This is a genomic window from Pseudomonas sp. SORGH_AS_0199 (assembly GCF_031453735.1).
Classification (GTDB): domain Bacteria; phylum Pseudomonadota; class Gammaproteobacteria; order Pseudomonadales; family Pseudomonadaceae; genus Chryseomonas; species Chryseomonas aestiva.
Genome location: NZ_JAVJAE010000001.1, coordinates 4,878,123 through 4,898,652, shown reverse-complemented (window position 1 = coordinate 4,898,652; position 20,530 = coordinate 4,878,123). Strand labels below are relative to the sequence as shown.

The window sequence follows — 20,530 nt, the reverse complement described above, 5'->3', positions numbered from 1 at the left end:
GCGAGCCCGGCCTTGCCAATGGTAAGCCAATGCCACTAGAAGAGATCGATGGGATCCACGTCCAGCGACCAGCGCACCTGACGGGCTTCAGGCAGGCTTTCCAGCTGGACGACCCAGATGCCCAGCAGGCGATGCAGAGGCGCGCGGCTGCTGCTTTGCAGCAGCAACTGGGCCCGGTGGCGACCGGCGCGGCGCTCCATCGGCGCCGGTACCGGCCCCAGCAACTCCACCTGAGGCAGGGCGAGATTGACCGCCAGGCCCTCGGCGACGTGATAGGCCGCCTCCAGGAAATTCTCCACCTGGTCCTGGCGATGGGCATCGGCGCGCAGCAGCGCCAGATAGGCGAAGGGCGGCAGCCCGGCGGCGCGGCGCTCCTGCAGAGCCTGGCGGGCAAAGGCCGGATAACCCTCCTCGGCCAGCTGCACCATCAGCGGATGATCGGCCAGATGGGTCTGGATCAGCACCTGCCCCGGCTCCTCGGCGCGACCGGCGCGACCGGCCACCTGGACGATCTGCTGGGCCATGCGCTCGCTGGCGCGGAAGTCGGCGGAAAACAGCCCGCTGTCGGCGTCCAGCACGGCCACCAAGGTCACCTTTGGAAAGTGGTGCCCCTTGGCGAGCATCTGGGTGCCGACCAGGATGCAGGGCACCCCACTGTGGATGGTGCGCAGGAGTTTGCCCAAGGCGTCCTTGCGTGCCGTGGTGTCGCGGTCGATGCGCAGCACCGGGACGTCCGGAAACAGCAGCTGCAGGCGTTCCTCGGCGCGTTCGGTACCGGCACCCACCGGGCGCAGGTCGAGCTTGCCGCAGGACGGGCAATGCCGCGGCGGCGTCTGGCGCTGATCACAGTGGTGGCAGCGCAATTCGCCGGAGCCGCGGTGATAGGTCATGCGCGCATCGCAGCGCGGGCACTGGGCCAGCCAGCCGCAGTCGTGGCAAAGCAGGGTGGGGGCGAAGCCGCGACGATTGAGGAACACCAGCACCTGCTGACCGCGCTCCAGGGTCGCGCCCATGGCCTTGAGCAGTGGCTGGGAGAGGCCGCTGTCCAGCGGACGGCTGCGCACGTCCAGGCGCTCGAAGCGCGGCGGCTGGGCGCCACCGGCACGGAGCGACAGGCGCAGGTGGGCATAGCGCCCCTGGTCGGCGTTGTGCAGGCTTTCCAGCGAGGGCGTGGCCGAGCCCAGCACCACCGGCAGATTCTCGAAGCGCGCGCGAACCACCGCCAGGTCGCGAGCGTGGTACCTCAGGCCTTCCTGCTGTTTATAGGAGGCGTCGTGTTCCTCATCGACGATGATCAGCCCAGGGTGTTTGAGTGGGGTGAACAGCGCCGAGCGGGTGCCGACCACGATGTCCAGTTCGCCATCGCGGGCGGCCAGCCAGATATCCATGCGCTCGCGATCGGTCAGCGCCGAGTGCAGCAGGGCGATGCGGGCATTGAAGCGCTGCTCGAAACGCCCCAGGGTCTGCGGGCCCAGGTTGATCTCGGGGATCAGTAGCAGCGCCTGGCGCCCCGCTTCCAGGGTGGCGCGGATCAGTTGCAGATAGACCTCGGTCTTGCCGCTGCCGGTCACCCCTTCCAGGAGATGGCAGTGGAAGCCGCTGCCGGCGCGGACCGCTTCGTAGGCCAGGCGCTGCTCGCTGTTGAGTGGCAACTCGGCCTGGGCCAGCCAGGAACCCTGGTGCCGCGTCGGCTGGTGATAGCGGGTCTCCACCGTGACCAGGCCCTTGGCCTGCAGCAGATCGAGACTGTCCTTGACCAGGCCGAGCTGACCGAGCAATTCGTGCAGCACCCCGTGGGGGTGCTGGCGCAGGGTCTTGAGTGCCTCGCGCTGGCGCGGCGCGCGGGCCAGGCGTGGATCTTCCGGGCGCGCATCGGGCTGGGCGATCCAGAAGCGCTGCAGTCGTCGCTCGGCCGGCTCCCCCTGACGCAAAAGGGCAGGAAGTGCCCAGCTCAGGGTGTCGCCGAGGCTGTGCTGATAGTACTGGGCAGACCACTGGCAGAGCTCGAACAGCGCGCTGGGCAGCGGCGGACGCTCGTCGAGCAGTTGCAGTGCCTTGCGCAGCTTGTCCGGCGGCACCTCGGTTTCCCGGGCCACCTCGATCAGCACCCCGACCACCTCGCGGCGACCGAAGGGTACCCGCAGCCGCACGCCCGGGCGCAACTGCTCCTCGACCACTCCCTTGGGCGGCAGATAGTCGAACAGGCGGCGCAGTGGGGAGGGCAGCGCCAGGCGCAGGATCAGGGGCACGGCAGGGCTCGCAGGAGGAAAGCCCGATGGTAGCAGACGGGCGGTGAGGGGGCTGCTTGCACCTCCTATCTGCTCTGGTATGATTTGCAGCCCAAATCTGTGCGGTATCCGGCAATGGCGCCGGGTGGCGGCACAGCTAGACCCCGAGGATAGTCCCATGAAAGCTGATATCCATCCGCAGTACGATGCCATCGAAGCCACCTGCAGCTGCGGCAACGTCATCAAGACCCGCTCGACCCTGAGCAAGAACATTCACCTGGACGTCTGCTCCGAATGCCACCCGTTCTACACTGGCAAGCAGAAGGTCCTGGACGCTGGCGGCCGTATCGATCGCTTCAAGCAGCGCTTCGGCGTGTTCGGCAGCAACAAGTAATGCGCTGCCGTCGGCCATCTCTGCATGGTTCGACACTGAAAAAGGCGTCCCTCTGGGGCGCCTTTTTTGTTTGTGGCCTGGTTGGCGCGCCAGCGGCCCAGGCGGCGGACTGTCCGCTGCTGCCGGGTGGGCAGGAGGTCGTGGTCCGCCAGGTGGTGGATGGCGATACCCTGCGCCTGGTCGACGGCCGTTCGGTGCGCCTGATCGGCGTCAATGCCCCGGAGCTGGGCACGTCCGGCGGTACCGCCCAGCCCTATGCCGAGGCGGCGCGTCGGCGGCTGCAGGAGCTGGTCGCGGCCAGCGACGAGCGCCTGCGGCTGGTGCCGGGCAGCGAGGCGACCGACCACTATGGTCGCACCCTGGCGCATCTCTATGATCGCCAGGGCGGCAACCTGGAAGCCCGGCTGATAGCCGAGGGCTTCGGCTATGCCGTCGCCATCGCGCCCAATACCCGGCTGGCCGCCTGTCAGGCCGCCGCGGAAAGCCAGGCGCGCAAGGCGCGACGGGGCGTCTGGAAGCAGGATCCGACCATCGCCTCGACCCGCTTGGAAGAGAGTGGTTTCGCCGTGGTGCGGGGGCGTCTGCTGGACGTCGAGCGCAATCGTGGCGGCCTCTGGCTGCAGTTCGAAGGCGATCTGGTGGTTAATGTCCCCGAGCGCTTCGTCGCGGCCTTCGACGAGGTGCCGCTGCGCCAGTGGACAGGGCGCGATCTCGAAGCCCGAGGCTGGATCGTCGATCGCAGTCGGCGCCAGGAAGCGGGCCACGGGCGCTGGCTGATGACCCTGAGCGACCCGCACATGCTGGGTTTGCGGGTTGAATCGTTTTAGCCGAAAGTCGTATTGCGATTGATTTCAGGCATATGGCCGATTGCTTGTGGCACCTTGAGTCTTTGCGTATTCTCGCCCGACCCAAGACCCACACCACGCGGATATACCAATAATGTCTGATCTCAAAACCGCCGCCCTCGAATACCATGCTCAGCCGCGTCCCGGCAAACTCAGCGTCGAGCTGACCAAGCCCACCGCGACCGCCCGTGACCTGTCCCTGGCCTACAGTCCCGGTGTCGCCGAACCGGTCCGCGAGATCGGTCGCGATCCCGAACTGGCCTACCGTTACACCGGCAAGGGCAACCTGGTCGCCGTGATCTCCGACGGTACCGCCATCCTCGGCCTGGGCAACCTCGGCCCGCTGGCCTCCAAGCCGGTGATGGAAGGCAAGGGCGTGCTGTTCAAGCGCTTCGCCGGTGTGGACGTCTTCGACATCGAGGTGGACGCCGAGAGCCCCCAGGCCTTCATCGACACCGTCAAGCGCATCTCCATCACCTTCGGCGGCATCAACCTCGAAGACATCAAGGCGCCCGAGTGCTTCGAGATCGAGCGCGCCCTGATCGAGCAGTGCGACATCCCGGTCTTCCACGATGACCAGCATGGCACCGCCATCGTCACCGCCGCCGGCATGCTCAACGCCCTGGAAATCGCCGGCAAGCGTCTGGAAGACGCCAAGATCGTCTGCCTGGGTGCCGGCGCTGCCGCCATCTCCTGCATGCGCCTCCTGGCCAGCATGGGCGCCAAGGTCGAGAACATCTACATGATCGACCGTCAGGGCGTGGTCCACAGCGGTCGCAGCGACCTGAATCAGTACAAGGCGGCCTTCGCCACCGAGACCAGCAAGCGCACCCTGGACGACGCCCTCGAAGGCGCCGATGTCTTCGTCGGTCTGTCCGGTCCGAACCTGTTGTCGGCGGAAGGCCTCAAGCGCATGGCGGCCAACCCCATCGTCTTCGCCTGCTCCAACCCGGATCCGGAAATCACCCCCGAGCTGGCCCACGCCACCCGCGACGACGTGATCATGGCCACCGGTCGCTCCGACTATCCGAACCAGGTCAACAACGTGCTGGGCTTCCCCTTCATTTTCCGCGGTGCCCTGGACGTTCGCGCCCGGGTGATCAACGAAGAGATGAAGATCGCCGCGGCCCTGGCCCTGCGTGATCTGGCCAAGCTGCCGGTGCCCAAGGAAGTCTGCGCCGCCTACAACGTCGACAGCCTGAGCTTCGGTCGCGAGTACATCATTCCCAAGCCGATGGACGCGCGCCTGATCACCCTGGTATCCGATGCCGTGGCCAAGGCCGCCATCGAGACCGGCGTGGCCACGCTGCCCTATCCGGCGAACTATCCGCTGAAGTCGGTGGATGACGTCTTCGCCAAGTAAGGCCCGAAGCAAAAAAAACCCCGCCAAGGCGGGGTTTTTTATTGGGCGCGGATCAGAAGATGTCCATGGGCACGTTTTCGCTGGAGGGCAGTGGCGTGCCGGGCGCGACGCCGGGCGGCAGCTCGTCCAGGCTCGGCGGGGTGTCCTCGCTCTTGAACAGCTCGAAATAGGCGTTGGGCGTGCCGGGCGGCGCGGCGCGACCCGTGGTGGGATCGACGCGGATGGAGACGATGCCGTCCGGTTCCTTGAGCTGATGCGGCGGCTTGTCCTTGAGCGCCGCGCCCATGTAGCTCATCCAGATCGGCAGGGCCACGGTGCCACCGAATTCCTGGCGACCCAGGGTTTCAGGCTGATCGAAGCCGGCCCAGACCGTGGTCACGTAGTCCCCGTTGTAGCCGGAGAACCAGGTGTCCTTGGATTCGTTGGTGGTGCCGGTCTTGCCGGCCAGGTCGTTGCGACCCAGTTCCAGCGCCTTGCGCCCGGTACCGCGCTTGATCACGTCCTGCAGCATGCTGTTCATGATGAAGGCGTTGCGCGGGTCGATGACCTGGGGCGCGAACACCGGCGGCGGATTGGCCGGATCGGCAGCGGTGGTATCGGCCACCGGTGTGACCTCGACGCCGGCTGCGGCCTTGGCCTGCACCTGCTGGGGCACCCGCGGCGCGGCAGTGCGATAGACCACCTTGCCGTCGCGATCGGTCACGTGATCGACCACGTAGGGCGTCACCTTGTAGCCTTCGTTGGCGAACACCGACCAGCCGGTGGCCACCTCCAGCGGCGTCAGGCCCGGGGTGCCGAGGGCGAGGGACAGGTTGCGCGGCAACTGATCGCGCTCGAAGCCGAAGCGACTGACGTAATCCAGCGCATAGTCGATGCCGATGGCCTGCAGCACCCGGATGGACACCAGGTTGCGCGAGCGATACAGCGCCTCGCGCAGGCGGATGGGGCCGAGGAAGGTGTTGTTGTCGTTCTTCGGTCGCCAGGCTTCGTCGGGATTCTCGTCCATGAAGACGATGGGCGCATCGTTGACCAGGCTGGCGGCGGTGAAGCCCTTCTCCAGGGCCGCGCTATAGATGAACGGCTTGAAGCTGGAGCCGGGCTGGCGGCGGGCCTGGGTCGCGCGGTTGTAGTTGCTCTGCTCGAAGGAGAAACCACCGATCAGGGCGCGGATGGCGCCATCCTGGGGATCAAGCGACACCAGGGCGCTCTGCGCCTTGGGGATCTGCGAGAACTTCAGGCTGCCATCGTCCTGGCGCTGCACCCGGATCAGGTCGCCGACCTTGACCACGTCGGCCGGACCGTTCGGGCGCGGCCCCAGGCTGTTGGCGCTGAGGTAGGGGCGTGCCCACTTCATCGAGTCCCAGGAGACCGCCTCTTCCTTGCCCTCGCGGGTCAGGACCAGGATGCCGCTCTTCTCCACCTGGGTGACGAGAGCCGGATCCTGGCCGCCGACGATACGCTGCTTCTGGATCAGCGCGGTCCACTCGGCGCGGCTGCGGTTGGGCCACTGGGCCTCGGGGCCGCGATAGCCATGGCGGCGGTCATAGTCGGTCAGGCCGTCGCGCACGGCGTTGAAGGCGTCCGTCTGCAGCCGGCTGTCGATGGTGGTATAGACCTGATAACCGTCGGTATAGGCGTCGCCGCCGTAGCGCCCGACCATTTCCGCCCGAGCCATTTCGGCGATGTAGGGGGCATTGAGTTCAGGCACGGCGACGTGGTGGTAGGCCTCGAGCGGCTCGGCGATGCCGGCCTGGTAGGCCGCCTGATCGATATAACCGAGCTTGAACATGCGTTCGAGGATCCAGTTGCGTCTTTCCAGGCTACGCTCAGGATTAGCGACCGGGTTGTAGCGCGATGGCGCCTTGGGCAGACCGGCGATCATCGCCATCTGGGCGACGGTCAGGTCCTTGATGGACTTGCCGTAGTAGACCTGGGCGGCGGCCTCGATACCGTAGGCGCGGTTGCCCAGGTAGATCTTGTTGACGTAGAGCTCGAGGATCTCGTCCTTGCTCAGTTGGCGCTCGATTTGCAGCGCCAGGAGGATCTCGGTGAATTTGCGCGAGAAGCTGCGTTCGCTGGTCAGGAAGTAGTTCTTGGCGACCTGCATGGTGATGGTGCTGCCGCCGGTCTGGATGTGTCCGGTCTTGACCAGCTGGCTCACCGCGCGCGCCAGGCTTTTCACATCCACGCCATAGTGATTGGCGAAGTTGTCATCCTCGGCGGAGAGCAGGGCATGGATGAAGTTGGGCGGTATCTCGTTGAACCGCAGCGGCGAGCGGCGCATTTCGCCGAATTCGGCGATGAGTTTGCCGTCCGCGCTGTACACCCGCAGAGGGATCTGCAGTTGCACGTTTCGCAGGGCGTCGATGGAGGGCAGGCTGGGGCTGAGGTAGAGGAAGGCACCGCTGAGACCCAGCAAAAGGCTGCAGACCAGGGCGACCAACGACCACCAGAAAAATTTCAGAACACGCATCAAGAGACTTTTCGAATGGAAAGAAGGAAAGGGCGACAGGTGAGGGTCAGCCTACACGGCGTCGCCATTATAGGCGCGTTTGGCGGTTGGCCGCTATTTGCTCGGGTGTCAAGTCTGTTATCTAATGCCCGTCCGCGGAAGACCACCGTCGCTCATAGGGAACTGATGTGCTAGGGCTATTCAGAAAGAAGGCGAATACGCTGCTGGGTATCGACGTCAGTTCGACATCCGTGAAACTCATCGAGTTGAGCCGTTCAGGCGGACGCTACCGGGTGGAGGCCTATGCGGTCGAGCCCCTGCCGGCCAATGCCGTGGTGGAAAAGAACATCGCCGAACTCGAAGGCGTGGGCCTGGCCATCGGCCGGGTGCTGGTCAAGGCGCGCAGCTCCGCGCGCAGCGCTGCCGTGGCCGTCTCCGGCTCGGCGGTGATCGCCAAGACCATCGAGATGGATGCCGGCCTGACCGACGACGAGCTGGAAAACCAGATCAAGCTGGAAGCCGACCAGTACATTCCCTATCCGCTGGACGAGGTCGCCATCGACTTCGAGGTGCAGGGGCCGTCGCCGCGCAACGCCGAGCGCGTCGAGGTGCTGCTGGCCGCCTGCCGGAAGGAAAACGTCGAGGTTCGCGAGGCGGCCCTGGCGCTGGCCGGTGTCGCGGCCAAGGTGGTCGACGTCGAGGCCTATGCCCTGGAGCGCGCCTACCAGTTGCTGGCCAACCAGCTCGGCGGCCATGTCGACGACCTGACCGTGGCCGTGGTCGACATCGGCGCCACCATGACCACCCTGAGCGTGCTGCACAACGGCAAGACCATCTATACCCGCGAGCAGCTGTTCGGCGGTCGTCAGCTCACCGAGGAGATCCAGCGCCGCTACGGCCTCTCGGTGGAGGAGGCCGGTCTGGCCAAGAAGCAGGGCGGATTGCCGGACGACTACCAGAGCGAGGTGCTGACGCCTTTCCGCGAGGCCGTGGTGCAGCAGGTGGCGCGTTCGCTGCAGTTCTTTTTCGCCGCCGGGCAGTACAATGATGTGGACTACATCTTGCTTGCTGGAGGAACCGCGTCAATTTCCGGACTCGACCGCTTGATCCAGCAGAAAATCGGCACCCCCACGGTCCTGGCCAATCCCTTCGCCGACATGACCGTCAGCAACAAGGTCAATGCGGCAGCCCTGGCGGGTGACGCCCCGGCGCTGATGATCGCCTGCGGCCTGGCCATGAGGAGTTTCGACTAGATGGCCCGCATCAACCTCTTGCCCTGGCGGGAGCAGCTGCGCGAAGAAAGGCGCAAGCAGTTCCTGGTGATCCTGGGCGGTATCTTCGTGCTGTCGTGCGGCGCCGTATTTCTCGGGGATCAGTACCTGTCCGGCGAGATCACCCGGCAGGAGGCGCGCAACGCCTTCATCCAGCAGAACATCGCCCAGCTGGACGTGCGCATCAAGGAGATCAGCGAACTCAAGACCCGTCGTCAGCAGCTGCTGGCGCGGATGAAGATCATCCAGGACCTGCAAGGCAACCGCCCGGTCATCGGCCACGTCTTCGACCAGTTGGTGCGTACCCTGCCGGACGGCGTCTACTTCCGCGAGCTGAAGATGCAGGGCGACACCCTGTCGATCAGCGGCGAGGCGGAATCCAACAACCGCGTCTCCAACCTGATGCGTAACTTGGATGCCTCCGACTGGTTCGCGTCGCCTACGCTGATCGAGGTCAAGGCGACCACTGCCGGAGCGGTGGACCAGGCCAACACCTTCCAGCTCACTGTCAAGCAGACCCAGCCCGGCGCCCCCGTTGCCCCGGCCCCGCTTGCCAAGGGAGGCAAACCATGAGTCTCGCCGATTCCCTGGCCAGCCTGCGCAAGGTTGACATCAACGAACTCAGCCTGGAGAACCTCGGTTCCTGGCCCAAGCCGGTCAAGGTCATCGCCTGCCTGCTGATCGTGCTGGTGGTGCTCCTGCTCGGCTATCAGTTCCATCTCAGCGACATGCAGGCCCAGCTGGACAGTCAGCGCAATCAGGAAGAGACGCTCAAGCAGCAATACGCCAGCAAGGCCTTCCAGGCCGCCAATCTGGATGCCTACAAGCAGCAGATGGTGGAGATGGAGGAGTCCTTCGGTGCTCTGCTGCGGCAACTGCCCGGCGATACGGAGGTGCCGGCGCTGCTGGAAGACATCACCCGCACCGGTCTCGGCAGCGGTCTGGAATTCGAGCAGATCAAGCTGCTGCCCGAAGTCACCCAGCAGTTCTACGTCGAGTTGCCGATCCAGATCACCGTGGTGGGCAACTATCACGACCTGGCGACCTTCGTCAGCAGCGTCTCCAGCCTGCCGCGCATCGTCACCCTGCACGACTTCGATCTCAAGCCGGTGGACGACAAGAATGCCAATGGCGGCGGTACGGTCTCCGGAGGCGGCGGCAAGTTGCGCATGAACGTCCTGGCCAAGACCTACAGGTACAACGACAAGGGGCTCGGCAAATGAGGACGCCCCTGTTGCTTTGCCTGCTGACCGGCGTGCTGGTCGGCTGTGGTTCCAGCGATACCAGCGATCTGCAGGCCTTCATGGACGAAACCCGGGCCAAGCCGCGCGGTTCCATCGAGCCGCTGCCGCAGTTTCGCGCCTACGAACCCTTCACCTACGCCGCCGCGGCCCTGCGCAGCCCCTTCCAGGCGCCGGTGCGCATCGATCCCACGGTGCGCCAGCGCGGAACCGGCAACATCAAGCCGGACGCGAATCGGCCCAAGCAGTTTCTCGAAGGCTTCAACATCGAGACCTTCAGCATGGTCGGCATCCTGGCCAATGCCAGTGGCCGCTATGCTTTGGTCAACGGTGCCGGGGGCGTGCATCGCGTCAAGGTAGGGGACTACCTGGGGCGCAACGACGGGCGCATCACCAAGATTACCGATGGCGAGATCGACGTGATCGAAATCGTCCCGGATGGCGAGGGTGGCTGGCTGGAACGGCCGCGCACCATCACCTTGAAGGAAAAGACTTAAATGGGCAGGGCGAGCACTGTGAACACTACTATCGCGGGACGACTGGGACTGGGACTGGCCCTGCTGCTGAGCAGCCTGGCCGGTCAGGCCCTGGCAGCCGATCTGCAGGCCTTGAACGTCGCCTCCCTGCCCGGGGATCGCATCGAACTCAAGCTGACCTTCGATCAGCCGGTGCCGGTGCCCAAGGGCTACACCATCGAGCAGCCGGCGCGGATTGCCCTGGATCTGCCCGGCGTGGCCAACAAGCTGGGTACCAAGAGCCGCGAGCTGGGCAATGGCAATGCTCGCAGCGTGACGGTGGTCGAGGCGGGAAATCGCACCCGCCTGATCATCAACCTCACCAACCTGGCCAGCTACGACACCCGGGCCGACGGCCGCAATCTGTTCGTCACCATCGGCGGCACCGCCGGTCGCCAGACTGCCAGCGCCCAGGCCAATCTGACGCCCAACCTGCCGCGCGCCGCCGCGCCGGCCACCGTGACCGCACCCTCGTCCGCCCCCCTGCCCGGTGCGGTCGCCCGCACGCCGCTGCCGCCGACCCAGGCCACCTCCACCGTGGCGGCCATGACCGCGCCGCGGCCACAACTGCGCGGCAAGGCGATTCGCCATATCGATTTCCAGCGGGGTCCCCAGGGCGAGGGCAACGTGGTCATCGACCTGAGCGAGACCGGCATCAACCCGGACATCCAGGAGCAGGGCGGCAAGATCCGCCTGACCTTCGCCGGTACCCAGCTGCCCGAAGAGCTGCGCGTGCGCCTGGACGTCAAGGACTTCGCCACCCCGGTGCAGTTCGTCAACGCCTCCGCTGACAGCGGCGGGGCGTCCATCGTCATCGAGCCGACCGGGACCTACGACTACCTGGCCTACCAGACCAACAATCGTCTGACCCTGAGCGTCAAGCCGCTCACCACCGAGGAAAAGGAAAAGCGCGCAGCCGATCGCTTCACCTATACCGGTGAAAAACTGTCGCTGAATTTCCAGGACATCGACGTCCGCTCGGTGCTGCAGCTGATCGCCGATTTCACCAATCTCAACCTGGTGGCGAGCGACACCGTGCAGGGCAACATCACCCTGCGCCTGCAGAACGTGCCCTGGGACCAGGCGCTGGATCTGATCCTCAAGACCAAGGGTCTCGACAAGCGCCAGATCGGCAACGTGCTGCTGGTTGCACCGGCCGACGAGATCGCCGCCCGCGAGCGTCAGGAGCTGGAATCCCAGAAGCAGATCCAGCAGCTGGCCCCGCTGCGTCGCGACCTGATCCAGGTCAACTACGCCAAGGCCGCCGATATCGCCAAGCTGTTCCAGTCGGTGACCAGCGCCGACAAGACCGCCGACGAGCGCGGCTCCATCTCGGTGGACGAGCGCACCAACAGCATCATTGCCTACCAGACCCAGAATCGCCTGGACGAACTCCGGCGCATCGTCTCGCAACTGGACATCCCGGTGCGCCAGGTGATGATCGAGGCGCGGCTGGTGGAGGCCAACGTCGACTACAGCAAGCAGCTGGGCGTGCGCTGGGGCGGTAACGCCAGTTCGGGCAACTTCGCGGTCTATGGCAAGGACGGCGCCACCACGGTCGATCCTACTACCGGTCAGGCCTTCCTGCCGGGCACCAGTACCGTGGGTAATTTCACTTCTACCAACGGCGTCGCGCCCACGCCCTTCGTCGACATGGGCGTTTCCGGCAGCACCTCGGGCATCGGCGTCGGCTTCATGGTCGGTGGCAAGATGCTCGACCTGCAGCTGTCCGCGCTGCAATCCAGTGGCAATGGCGAGATCATCTCCCAGCCCAAGGTGGTGACCTCGGACAAGGAGACCGCCAAGATCCTGCGCGGTACCGAGATCCCCTACCAGGAAGCCAGCTCCAGCGGTGCCACCAGCACCAGCTTCAAGCAGGCTGCCCTGTCGCTGGAGGTCACACCGCAGATCACCCCGGACAACCGCATCATCATGGAGGTCAAGGTCAACAAGGATGCCCCTGACTACCAGAATGCCCTCAACGGCGTGCCGCCGATCAGCAAGAACGAGGTCAATGCCAAGGTGCTGGTGAGCGATGGCGAGACCATCGTGCTGGGCGGGGTGTTCTCCAATACCCAGACCAAGTCCACCACCAAGGTGCCGATGCTGGGGGATATTCCCTATGTCGGCCGACTGTTCCGCCGGGATTCGGTCACCGACAGCAAAGTCGAGCTGCTGATCTTCCTCACGCCGCGTATCATGAACAACCAGGCGATAGCGGTTGGTCGATGACATAAGTGCGTAATCTGTTTCTCGTAGGACCGATGGGCTCGGGCAAGAGCACCATCGGCCGGCTCCTGGCGAAGGAATTGCGGCTGCCGTTCAAGGATTCCGACAAGGTAATCGAAGAACGTACCGGTGCCGACATCCCCTGGATCTTCGATGTGGAAGGCGAGCAGGGCTTTCGCGAGCGCGAACGCGCCGCGATCGCCGAGCTGTGCGCGGAAAACGGCCTGGTAATGGCCACCGGCGGGGGCGCCGTGCTGCGCGAGGACAATCGCCAGGCGCTCAAGCACGGCGGACGGGTCATCTATCTGCATGCCTCCATCGAGCAGCAGATCGAACGCACCTCCCGCGATCGCAACCGTCCCCTCCTGCAGACCGCCGATCCCGCGGCGGTGCTGCGCAATCTCATGGCCATGCGCGACCCGCTGTACCGCGAGATCGCCGATATCATCATCGAGACCGACGAGCGGCCACCCCGGCTGGTCGTGCTGCAGATACTCGACCGTCTGAAAGCCCTGGCGCCGCATTAAAGCCGCGTGCGTTCTGCGCTATGCTAGGCGCCCTTTGAATCAAGGTGACGGCATGCGGACTCTTCACGTCGAGCTCGGTGAGCGCAGCTACCCGATCTACATCGGCCAGGGCCTCCTGGATCGGCCGGACTGCTTCCTGCCCCATCTCGCCGGGCGCAAGGTGGCGATCGTCACCAATGAAACCATCGCGCCGCTCTATCTGGAGCGCCTGCTGCGCACCCTGAGCGACCGCCAGGTCAGCTCGATCGTGCTGCCCGATGGCGAGGCGCACAAGAACTGGGAAACCCTGCAGCTGATCTTCGACGGCCTGCTGCAGGATCGCCATGATCGCAAGACCACCCTCATCGCCCTCGGTGGCGGGGTGATCGGCGACATGGGCGGATTCGCCGCGGCCTGCTATCAGCGCGGGGTGGACTTCATTCAGGTGCCGACCACGCTGCTGTCCCAGGTCGATTCCTCGGTGGGTGGCAAGACCGGCATCAACCACCCGCTGGGCAAGAACATGATCGGCGCCTTCTACCAGCCCAAGGCCGTGGTCATCGATACCGACAGCCTGGCGACCCTGCCGGCGCGCGAACTGTCGGCGGGTCTGGCCGAGGTCATCAAGTACGGCCTGATCTGCGACGAACCCTTCCTCGGCTGGCTCGAAGAGCATGTCGAGGCGCTGCTGGCGCTGGACCAGCAGGCCCTCACCCAAGCCATCGAGCGTTCCTGCGCGGCCAAGGCCCAGGTGGTCGGCAGCGACGAGCGCGAGTCGGGCCTGCGTGCCATCCTCAATCTCGGCCATACCTTCGGTCACGCCATCGAGACCCACCAGGGCTATGGCGTCTGGCTGCATGGCGAGGCGGTTTCCGCCGGCATGGTCATGGCGTTGCAGATGTCCCTGCTGCTGGGCTGGCTCACGGCTGCCCAGCGCGACCGCGCCCTGCGCCTGCTGGTCCGGGCGGGGCTTCCCGTGGTACCGCCGGCGGACATGCAGCCGGCCGATTTCGAACGCCTCATGGCGGTGGACAAGAAGGTCCTGGATGGACAACTCCGGCTGGTACTGCTCAGTGACCTGGGCCAGGCCGTGGTGACCGCCGACTTCGCCCGCGACATTCTCGAGCAGACGCTGCGTACCGATTACCAAGCGCTGACCGCCCAGTAAGGAGAACAAGAGAGTCCCATGTCCAATCTGCACGCCGACGAAGCCTTCCTCGGTCACTATCAGTTCACTCACGACCCGTTCGCCGCCCGCGTTCCCGGTTTCAAATTCTTTCCGGCGCAGCGCAAGCCGGTGCTGGGCCAGTTGCATCATCTGGCCCGCTACAGCCAGCTGCTGCTGGTAGTCAGCGGCCCCGAGGGCAGTGGCAAGACGCTGCTGCGCCAGGCGCTGGCGGCCAGTACCAAGAAGGAGGCCGTGCACTGCGTGGTGATTTCCGCGCAGAACGGCGGCGACGCCCGTACCGTGCTGGCCCAGGTCGCCAAGGGCGTGGGCGCCGACAGCCAGACGCCGGCGGCCATTCTCGCGCAGGCGGCGGAAGTGCGCCTGGCGGGGCAGGAGGTCTACATCCTGGTGGATGACGCCGAGGCGCTGGCCACCCCCGCGCTGGAAGCCCTGCTGGAACTGGCCGGTGGCGGCGAAAAGGAGCGCCTGCACGTCTTCCTGTTCGGCGAAGCGGAAGTGGTGATGCGCCTGGAAGACATCGCCCAGGGCGAAGAGCGCTATCACGCCATCGAGTTGCTGCCCTACAGCGAGAGCGAGGCCGAGGAATATCTGGCCCAGCGCCTGGAGGGTGCTGGCCAGGGCCTGGAGATCTTTACCGACGAGCAACTCGCGACCATCCACCAGCGCTCCGGCGGCTGGCCCGGTCGGCTCAACGAAGAAGCCCGGGATGTCCTGGTGGCGGGCATGAGCGCCCGGCGCAAGAAGGCCGCCGCACCGGCGAAGGGCTCGCGCAATCTGCTGGCGGCGCTGCCGCGCAAGCACCTGGTCATTCTCGGGGTGGTGGTGCTGGCAGTCGGCGCCGCGGCGCTGTCGCTGAAGGGCGGCAAGAGCGAGGCCCCGGCCACCGGCACGGCCGGACAGGACCTGCCCATGGGTGGCCAGAACACCGCCTCTGCCGGCAAGGACGCCCAAGGGGCGCCCATCCAGTTCGACGGCTCTTCCAAGCCGCTGCCCCTGCCGCTGGTGGGTGAGTCGCAGCCGGTCATCCGTGAACCCCTGGCGGAAGCGGCTGGTGGCCGGCAGGCGGGTACCGCGGCCGGTAACGACATGGGCGCTGGCGGCGTGCCGCCGACCGTGACCACCGAGGCCCCGCCGGTCAGTGACGAAGACGAACTGCCCAGCCGGACACCGGCACGCACGCCAGCGCCCAGTGCGCCGGCAGTGGCTGCCCCGGCGCCCCGGCATACCGCGCCTGCGCCTATCGCCGCGCCGGCACCGGCCAAGCCGGCCCCGACGGCGGCGCCTGCCCACGCCGGCAGTGCCGCGGCGGGCTGGTACGGCAGCCAGTCCGGTAGCAAATACGCCTTGCAGGTGGTGGGCACCAGCACCGAAAAGGCCGCGCAGGACTTCATCGCCGGCCAGTCCGACAGTGGCAACTTCCGCTATTTCAAGAAGAGCTACCAGGGCAAGGCGCTCTATGTGGTGACCTACGGCAACTTCGCCAATCGGGCGGCGGCGGAAGCGGCGGTCAAGCAGCTGCCGGCCAAGGTGCAGGCCAGCAAACCCTGGCCGCGGACCTTCGCCAGCATCCAGCAGGACATCGCCACCAGTCGCTGATTCTTGCCTGAAATGCAAATAAAGCCCCGGTGCTATCACGAGCGTGATGCCGGGGCTTTCTTTTTTGCGTCACCAAATTTTCATCAGGTGTCATCAGTGTTTGTCGTAAGCGATTTTTTCGCTACACTGGTCAGCCTTTGACTGTCCGAAAAAAGTTCAAATAAGCGGACCGTTTTGTGATGCCTTCGCAATAACCTGATTGCCGGTGAGAGCGCTATGAAAGCAGGCCTGTTCAATCCCGATAGCTTCAAGGACAACTGCGGCTTCGGCCTGATCGCCCATATGCAGGGCGAGCCCAGCCACGACCTGCTGGAAACGGCCATTGAAGCCCTGACCTGCATGACCCACCGGGGCGGTATCAACGCGGACGGCAAGACCGGTGACGGTTGCGGTCTGCTCATGCAGAAGCCGGACGCCTTCCTGCGCGCCATCGCCCAGGAGCAGTTCGGTGCCGAATTGCCCGAGCAGTACGCTGCCGGCGTGGTGTTCTTCAACCAGGACGAGGCCCGTGCCGAACGGGCCCGTGCCAACATGAACCTGGAGATCGAGGCCGCCGGCCTGACCCTGGTCGGCTGGCGCAAGGTGCCCATCGACACTTCGGTGCTGGGTGAACTGGCCCTGGCCCGCCTGCCGCGCATCGAGCAGGTGTTCGTCGCCGGTCCGGGTCTCGACGACCAGCAGTTCGGCGTCAAGCTGTTCTCCGCCCGCCGCCGTTCCTCGGTGCGCAATGCCGAGGACGCCGAGCACTACATCTGCAGCCTGTCGTCCCGGGTCATCGTCTACAAGGGCCTGATGATGCCGGCGGATCTCGCCGCCTTCTATCCGGACCTCGGCGATCCGCGTCTGGCCACCGCCATCTGCGTCTTCCACCAGCGCTTCTCCACCAACACCCTGCCGAAGTGGCCGCTGGCGCAGCCCTTCCGCTATCTCGCCCACAACGGCGAGATCAACACCATCACCGGCAACCGCAACTGGGCCCAGGCGCGGCGGACCAAGTTCGTCAACGAACTGATCCCGGATCTCGACCAGCTCGGTCCGCTGGTCAACCGCGTCGGTTCCGACTCCTCCAGCATGGACAACATGCTGGAACTGCTGGTGACCGGCGGCATGGATCTGTTCCGCGCCGTGCGCATGATCATTCCGCCGGCCTGGCAGAACGTCGAGACCATGGACGCCGATCTGCGCGCCTTCTACGAATTCAACTCCATGCACATGGAGCCCTGGGACGGTCCGGCCGGCGTGGTCCTGACCGAGGGTCGTTACGCGGTCTGCCTGCTCGACCGCAACGGCCTGCGCCCGGCGCGCTGGGTGACCACCAAGAACGGTTACATCACCCTGGCTTCGGAAGTCGGCGTCTGGAACTACCAGCCCGACGACGTCATCGCCAAGGGCCGGGTCGGCCCGGGCCAGATCCTCGCCGTGGACACCGAGACCGGCGAGGTGCTGCAGACCGACGACATCGACAATCGCCTCAAGGCGCGTCATCCGTACAAGCAGTGGCTGCGCAAGAACGCCATGCGCATCCAGGCGACCCTGGACGACAACGATCACGGTTCGGCCTTCTACGACCAGGATCAGCTGCGCCAGTACATGAAGATGTTCCAGGTCACCTTCGAGGAGCGTGATCAGGTGCTGCGCCCGCTGGGCGAGCAGGGCCAGGAAGCCGTGGGCTCCATGGGTGACGACACCCCGATGGCGGTGCTGTCGCGGCGCATCCGTTCCCCCTACGACTATTTCCGCCAGCAATTCGCCCAGGTCACCAACCCGCCGATCGACCCGCTGCGCGAGTCCATCGTCATGTCCTTGGAGACCTGCCTGGGCGCCGAGCGCAATGTCTTCGAGGAAACCGCCGAGCACGCCGATCGCGCCATCCTGAGCAGTCCGGTGGTCTCGCCGGCCAAGTGGCGGACCATCCTCAACATGCCCAAGCCCGGCTTCGAGCATGTCAAGATCGACCTCAACTACCCCGAGTCCATGGGCCTCGAGGCGGCCTTGCGCAACATCGTCGAGCAGGCCGAGGAGGCCGTGCGCGCCGGCAAGGTGCTGCTGGTGCTGACCGACCGCCACATCGAGCCGGGCAAGCTGCCGGTACACGCGGTGCTGGCCACCGGCGCCGTGCACCATCACCTGGTCAACCTGGGGCTGCGCACCAGCAGCAACATCCTGGTGGAGACCGCCACCGCCCGCGATCCGCACCACTTCGCCGTGCTGCTGGGCTTTGGCGCCACCGCGGTCTATCCGTTCCTGGCCTACGAGGTGCTGGGCGACCTGATCCGCACCGGCGAGGTGCTGGGCGATCTCTACGAGGTGTTCAAGTACTACCGCAAGGGCATCACCAAGGGCCTGCTCAAGGTGATCTCCAAGATGGGCATCTCCACCGTCGCCTCCTATCGCGGCGCCCAGCTGTTCGAGGCCGTGGGCCTGGCGGACGAGGTCACCGACCTCTGCTTCCCCGGGGTCACCAGCCGCATCAAGGGCGCGCGCTTCGTCGACTTGGAAGCCGAGCAGAAGCTGCTGGCCGGCGAGGCCTGGAACAACCGCAAGCCGATCCAGCCGGGTGGCCTGCTCAAGTTCGTCTATGGCGGCGAGTACCACGCCTACAACCCGGACGTGGTCAATCTGCTGCAGGCCGCCGTGCAACAGGGCGACTACGCCAAGTTCCGCGAATACACCGCGCTGGTGGACCAGCGTCCGGTGGCCATGATCCGCGACCTGCTCAAGGTCAAGACCAGCGACCAGCCCCTGGCGCTGGACGAGATCGAGCCGCTGGCCAACATCTTCACCCGCTTCGACGCGGCCGGCATCTCCCTGGGCGCCCTCTCGCCGGAGGCCCACGAGGCCCTGGCCGAGGCCATGAACCGCCTGGGTGGGCGCTCCAACTCAGGTGAGGGCGGCGAGGACCCGGCGCGCTACGGCACCATCAAGAGCTCCAAGATCAAGCAGGTGGCCACCGGCCGCTTCGGCGTCACCCCCGAGTACCTGGTCAATGCCGAGGTCCTGCAGATCAAGGTGGCCCAGGGCGCCAAGCCGGGCGAGGGCGGCCAGCTGCCCGGTGGCAAGGTCAACGGCCTGATCGCCAAGCTGCGCTATGCGGTACCCGGCGTGACCCTGATCTCGCCGCCGCCGCACCACGACATCTATTCCATCGAAGACCTGTCGCAGCTGATCTTCGACCTCAAGCAGGTCAACCCCAAGGCGCTGGTATCGGTCAAGCTGGTGTCCGAGCCCGGCGTGGGGACGGTAGCGGCTGGTGTGGCCAAGGCCTATGCCGACCTCATCACCATCTCCGGCTACGACGGCGGCACCGGTGCTTCGCCGGTGACCTCCATCAAGTACGCCGGTTCGCCCTGGGAACTGGGCCTGGCCGAGGCGCACCAGACCCTGCGCGGTAACGACCTGCGCGGCAAGGTGCGGGTGCAGACCGACGGCGGTCTGAAGACCGGTCTGGACGTGATCAAGGCGGCCATCCTCGGCGCCGAGAGCTTCGGCTTCGGCACCGCGCCGATGATCGCCCTGGGTTGTAAGTACCTGCGCATCTGCCACCTGAACAACTGCGCCACCGGCGTCGCCACCCAGAACGACCGCCTGCGCAAGGAACACTTCATCGGCACGGTGGAGATGGTGATGAATTTCTTCACCTTCATCGCCGAGGAAACCCGCGAGTGGCTGGCTAGGCTGGGCGTGCGCAGCCTGGGCGAGCTGATCGGCCGTACCGATCTGCTGGAAATCCTGCCGGGCGAGACCGCCAAGCAACAGCACCTGGATCTCACCCCGCTGCTGGGTAGCGATCACATTCCGGCCGAGAAGCCGCAGTACTGCCAGGTGGAAAAGAACCCGCCGTTCGACCAGGGCCTGCTGGCCGAGGAAATGGTACGCCTGTCGCTGCCCGGGATCGAAAAGCTCGAAGGCGGTGACTTCAGCCTGAGCATCGGCAACTGCGACCGCTCCATCGGTGCCCGTGTCTCCGGTGAAATCGCCCGGCGTCACGGCAACCAGGGCATGGTCAAGGCGCCGCTGACCTTCCGCTTCAAGGGCACCGCTGGCCAGAGCTTCGGCGTCTGGAACGCCGGCGGCCTGCATATGTATCTGGAAGGCGATGCCAACGACTATGTGGGCAAGGGCATGACCGGCGGCAAGCTGGTCATCACCCCGCCCCAGGACGCGGGCTTCAAGAGCCAGGAATCGGCCATCATCGGCAACACCTGCCTCTATGGCGCCACCGGTGGCAAGCTGTTCGCCGCCGGCACCGCCGGTGAGCGCTTCGGGGTGCGCAACTCCGGGGCCCACACGGTGGTGGAAGGCACCGGCGACCACTGCTGCGAGTACATGACCGGCGGCTTCGTCTGCGTGCTGGGCAAGACCGGCTACAACTTCGGCTCGGGCATGACCGGCGGCTTCGCCTATGTGCTGGACCTGGACAACGGTTTCTATGACCGGGTCAACCACGAACTGGTGGAGATCCAGCGCATCAACAGCGAGGCCATGGAAGCCTATCGCAGCCACCTGGAAGGGGTGCTGGCCGAATACGTGCGCGAGACCGGCAGTGCCTGGGGCAGCCATCTCCATGAGAATCTGGACGACTACCTGCGCAAGTTCTGGCTGGTGAAGCCCAAGGCGGCCAGCCTGGCGTCGCTGCTGGTCAGCACCCGCGCCCGTCCGGAATAACGACTTCGATGCCGGCTCCCCAGGGCGCCGGTTTCA

Annotated in this window: 14 protein-coding genes; 12 read left to right on the top strand and 2 right to left on the bottom strand. The window is 65.7% G+C overall.

The features are described 5' to 3' along the window. Nucleotides 1-35 precede the first annotated feature (35 nt). The gene (locus QE444_RS22860) at nucleotides 36-2,249 is read right to left on the bottom strand and encodes a primosomal protein N' (RefSeq protein WP_187980382.1); all 2,214 of its coding nucleotides are present in this window, start codon (nucleotides 2,247-2,249) and stop codon (nucleotides 36-38) included. 157 nt (nucleotides 2,250-2,406) lie between these two features. Between QE444_RS22860 and rpmE the strand changes: the two genes are divergently transcribed. The 3 genes from rpmE (at nucleotide 2,407) to QE444_RS22845 (ending at nucleotide 4,830) form a co-directional block, all read left to right on the top strand. Then, on the top strand, nucleotides 2,407-2,622 hold the full coding sequence (rpmE, locus tag QE444_RS22855) for a 50S ribosomal protein L31 (protein WP_133861498.1): 216 nt from the start codon (nucleotides 2,407-2,409) through the stop codon (nucleotides 2,620-2,622). Continuing rightward, complete coding sequence (locus tag QE444_RS22850) at nucleotides 2,622-3,449, top strand: thermonuclease family protein (protein ID WP_285387718.1); 828 nt, start codon at nucleotides 2,622-2,624, stop codon at nucleotides 3,447-3,449. Before rpmE ends, QE444_RS22850 begins: the two co-directional genes overlap by 1 nt. Before the next feature lie 112 nt (nucleotides 3,450-3,561). Further along, nucleotides 3,562-4,830 carry a malic enzyme-like NAD(P)-binding protein gene (locus QE444_RS22845; RefSeq protein ID WP_133861496.1) on the top strand — a complete coding sequence of 423 codons (1,269 nt, stop codon included), beginning with the start codon at nucleotides 3,562-3,564 and terminating at the stop codon, nucleotides 4,828-4,830. Nucleotides 4,831-4,882: 52 nt separating this feature from the next. On the opposite strand, the gene QE444_RS22840 is transcribed toward QE444_RS22845, so the two are convergent. After that, nucleotides 4,883-7,303 carry a penicillin-binding protein 1A gene (locus tag QE444_RS22840; protein ID WP_285387720.1) on the bottom strand — a complete coding sequence of 807 codons (2,421 nt, stop codon included), beginning with the start codon at nucleotides 7,301-7,303 and terminating at the stop codon, nucleotides 4,883-4,885. A 167-nt stretch (nucleotides 7,304-7,470) separates the two neighbouring features. Here QE444_RS22840 and QE444_RS22835 point away from each other — a divergent pair, with 167 nt between their 5' ends. From QE444_RS22835 to gltB, 9 genes are all read left to right on the top strand, one after another. Beyond that, entirely contained in the window at nucleotides 7,471-8,535 is a 1,065-nt protein-coding gene (locus QE444_RS22835) for a pilus assembly protein PilM (RefSeq protein ID WP_133861494.1), read from the top strand. Next, nucleotides 8,536-9,126, top strand: coding sequence for a PilN domain-containing protein (locus tag QE444_RS22830; RefSeq protein WP_133861493.1), 591 nt, complete (start codon nucleotides 8,536-8,538; stop codon nucleotides 9,124-9,126). Next, complete coding sequence (pilO, locus tag QE444_RS22825; RefSeq protein ID WP_133861492.1) at nucleotides 9,123-9,776, top strand: type 4a pilus biogenesis protein PilO; 654 nt, start codon at nucleotides 9,123-9,125, stop codon at nucleotides 9,774-9,776. Before QE444_RS22830 ends, pilO begins: the two co-directional genes overlap by 4 nt. Beyond that, on the top strand, nucleotides 9,773-10,291 hold the full coding sequence (locus QE444_RS22820) for a pilus assembly protein PilP (protein WP_133861491.1): 519 nt from the start codon (nucleotides 9,773-9,775) through the stop codon (nucleotides 10,289-10,291). The genes pilO and QE444_RS22820 overlap by 4 nt, the downstream gene beginning before the upstream one ends. Continuing rightward, on the top strand, nucleotides 10,292-12,541 hold the full coding sequence (gene pilQ, locus QE444_RS22815; protein ID WP_285387725.1) for a type IV pilus secretin PilQ: 2,250 nt from the start codon (nucleotides 10,292-10,294) through the stop codon (nucleotides 12,539-12,541). 5 nt (nucleotides 12,542-12,546) lie between these two features. Next, on the top strand, nucleotides 12,547-13,065 hold the full coding sequence (aroK, locus tag QE444_RS22810; RefSeq protein WP_133861489.1) for a shikimate kinase AroK: 519 nt from the start codon (nucleotides 12,547-12,549) through the stop codon (nucleotides 13,063-13,065). Between the two features lie 52 nt (nucleotides 13,066-13,117). Continuing rightward, the gene (aroB, locus tag QE444_RS22805) at nucleotides 13,118-14,212 is read left to right on the top strand and encodes a 3-dehydroquinate synthase (RefSeq protein WP_285387728.1); all 1,095 of its coding nucleotides are present in this window, start codon (nucleotides 13,118-13,120) and stop codon (nucleotides 14,210-14,212) included. A gap of 18 nt (nucleotides 14,213-14,230) precedes the next feature. Beyond that, entirely contained in the window at nucleotides 14,231-15,829 is a 1,599-nt protein-coding gene (locus QE444_RS22800) for an AAA family ATPase (protein ID WP_285387730.1), read from the top strand. 216 nt (nucleotides 15,830-16,045) lie between these two features. After that, a complete protein-coding gene (gene gltB / locus QE444_RS22795) occupies nucleotides 16,046-20,494 on the top strand; it encodes a glutamate synthase large subunit (protein ID WP_285387732.1) in 4,449 nt (1,482 codons plus the stop codon). The last annotated feature ends 36 nt before the right edge of the window (nucleotides 20,495-20,530 follow it).

What these genes read in the sequence shown, in the direction of transcription:
- rpmE (WP_133861498.1), top strand. Translation starts at nt 2,407, where the DNA reads ATGAAAGCTGATATCCATCCGCAGTACGATGCCATCGAAGCCACCTGC.
- QE444_RS22850 (WP_285387718.1), top strand. Translation starts at nt 2,622, where the DNA reads ATGCGCTGCCGTCGGCCATCTCTGCATGGTTCGACACTGAAAAAGGCG.
- QE444_RS22845 (WP_133861496.1), top strand. Translation starts at nt 3,562, where the DNA reads ATGTCTGATCTCAAAACCGCCGCCCTCGAATACCATGCTCAGCCGCGT.
- QE444_RS22840 (WP_285387720.1), bottom strand. Translation starts at nt 7,303, where the DNA reads ATGCGTGTTCTGAAATTTTTCTGGTGGTCGTTGGTCGCCCTGGTCTGC.
- QE444_RS22830 (WP_133861493.1), top strand. Translation starts at nt 8,536, where the DNA reads ATGGCCCGCATCAACCTCTTGCCCTGGCGGGAGCAGCTGCGCGAAGAA.
- pilO (WP_133861492.1), top strand. Translation starts at nt 9,123, where the DNA reads ATGAGTCTCGCCGATTCCCTGGCCAGCCTGCGCAAGGTTGACATCAAC.
- QE444_RS22820 (WP_133861491.1), top strand. Translation starts at nt 9,773, where the DNA reads ATGAGGACGCCCCTGTTGCTTTGCCTGCTGACCGGCGTGCTGGTCGGC.
- pilQ (WP_285387725.1), top strand. Translation starts at nt 10,292, where the DNA reads ATGGGCAGGGCGAGCACTGTGAACACTACTATCGCGGGACGACTGGGA.
- aroB (WP_285387728.1), top strand. Translation starts at nt 13,118, where the DNA reads ATGCGGACTCTTCACGTCGAGCTCGGTGAGCGCAGCTACCCGATCTAC.
- QE444_RS22800 (WP_285387730.1), top strand. Translation starts at nt 14,231, where the DNA reads ATGTCCAATCTGCACGCCGACGAAGCCTTCCTCGGTCACTATCAGTTC.
- gltB (WP_285387732.1), top strand. Translation starts at nt 16,046, where the DNA reads ATGAAAGCAGGCCTGTTCAATCCCGATAGCTTCAAGGACAACTGCGGC.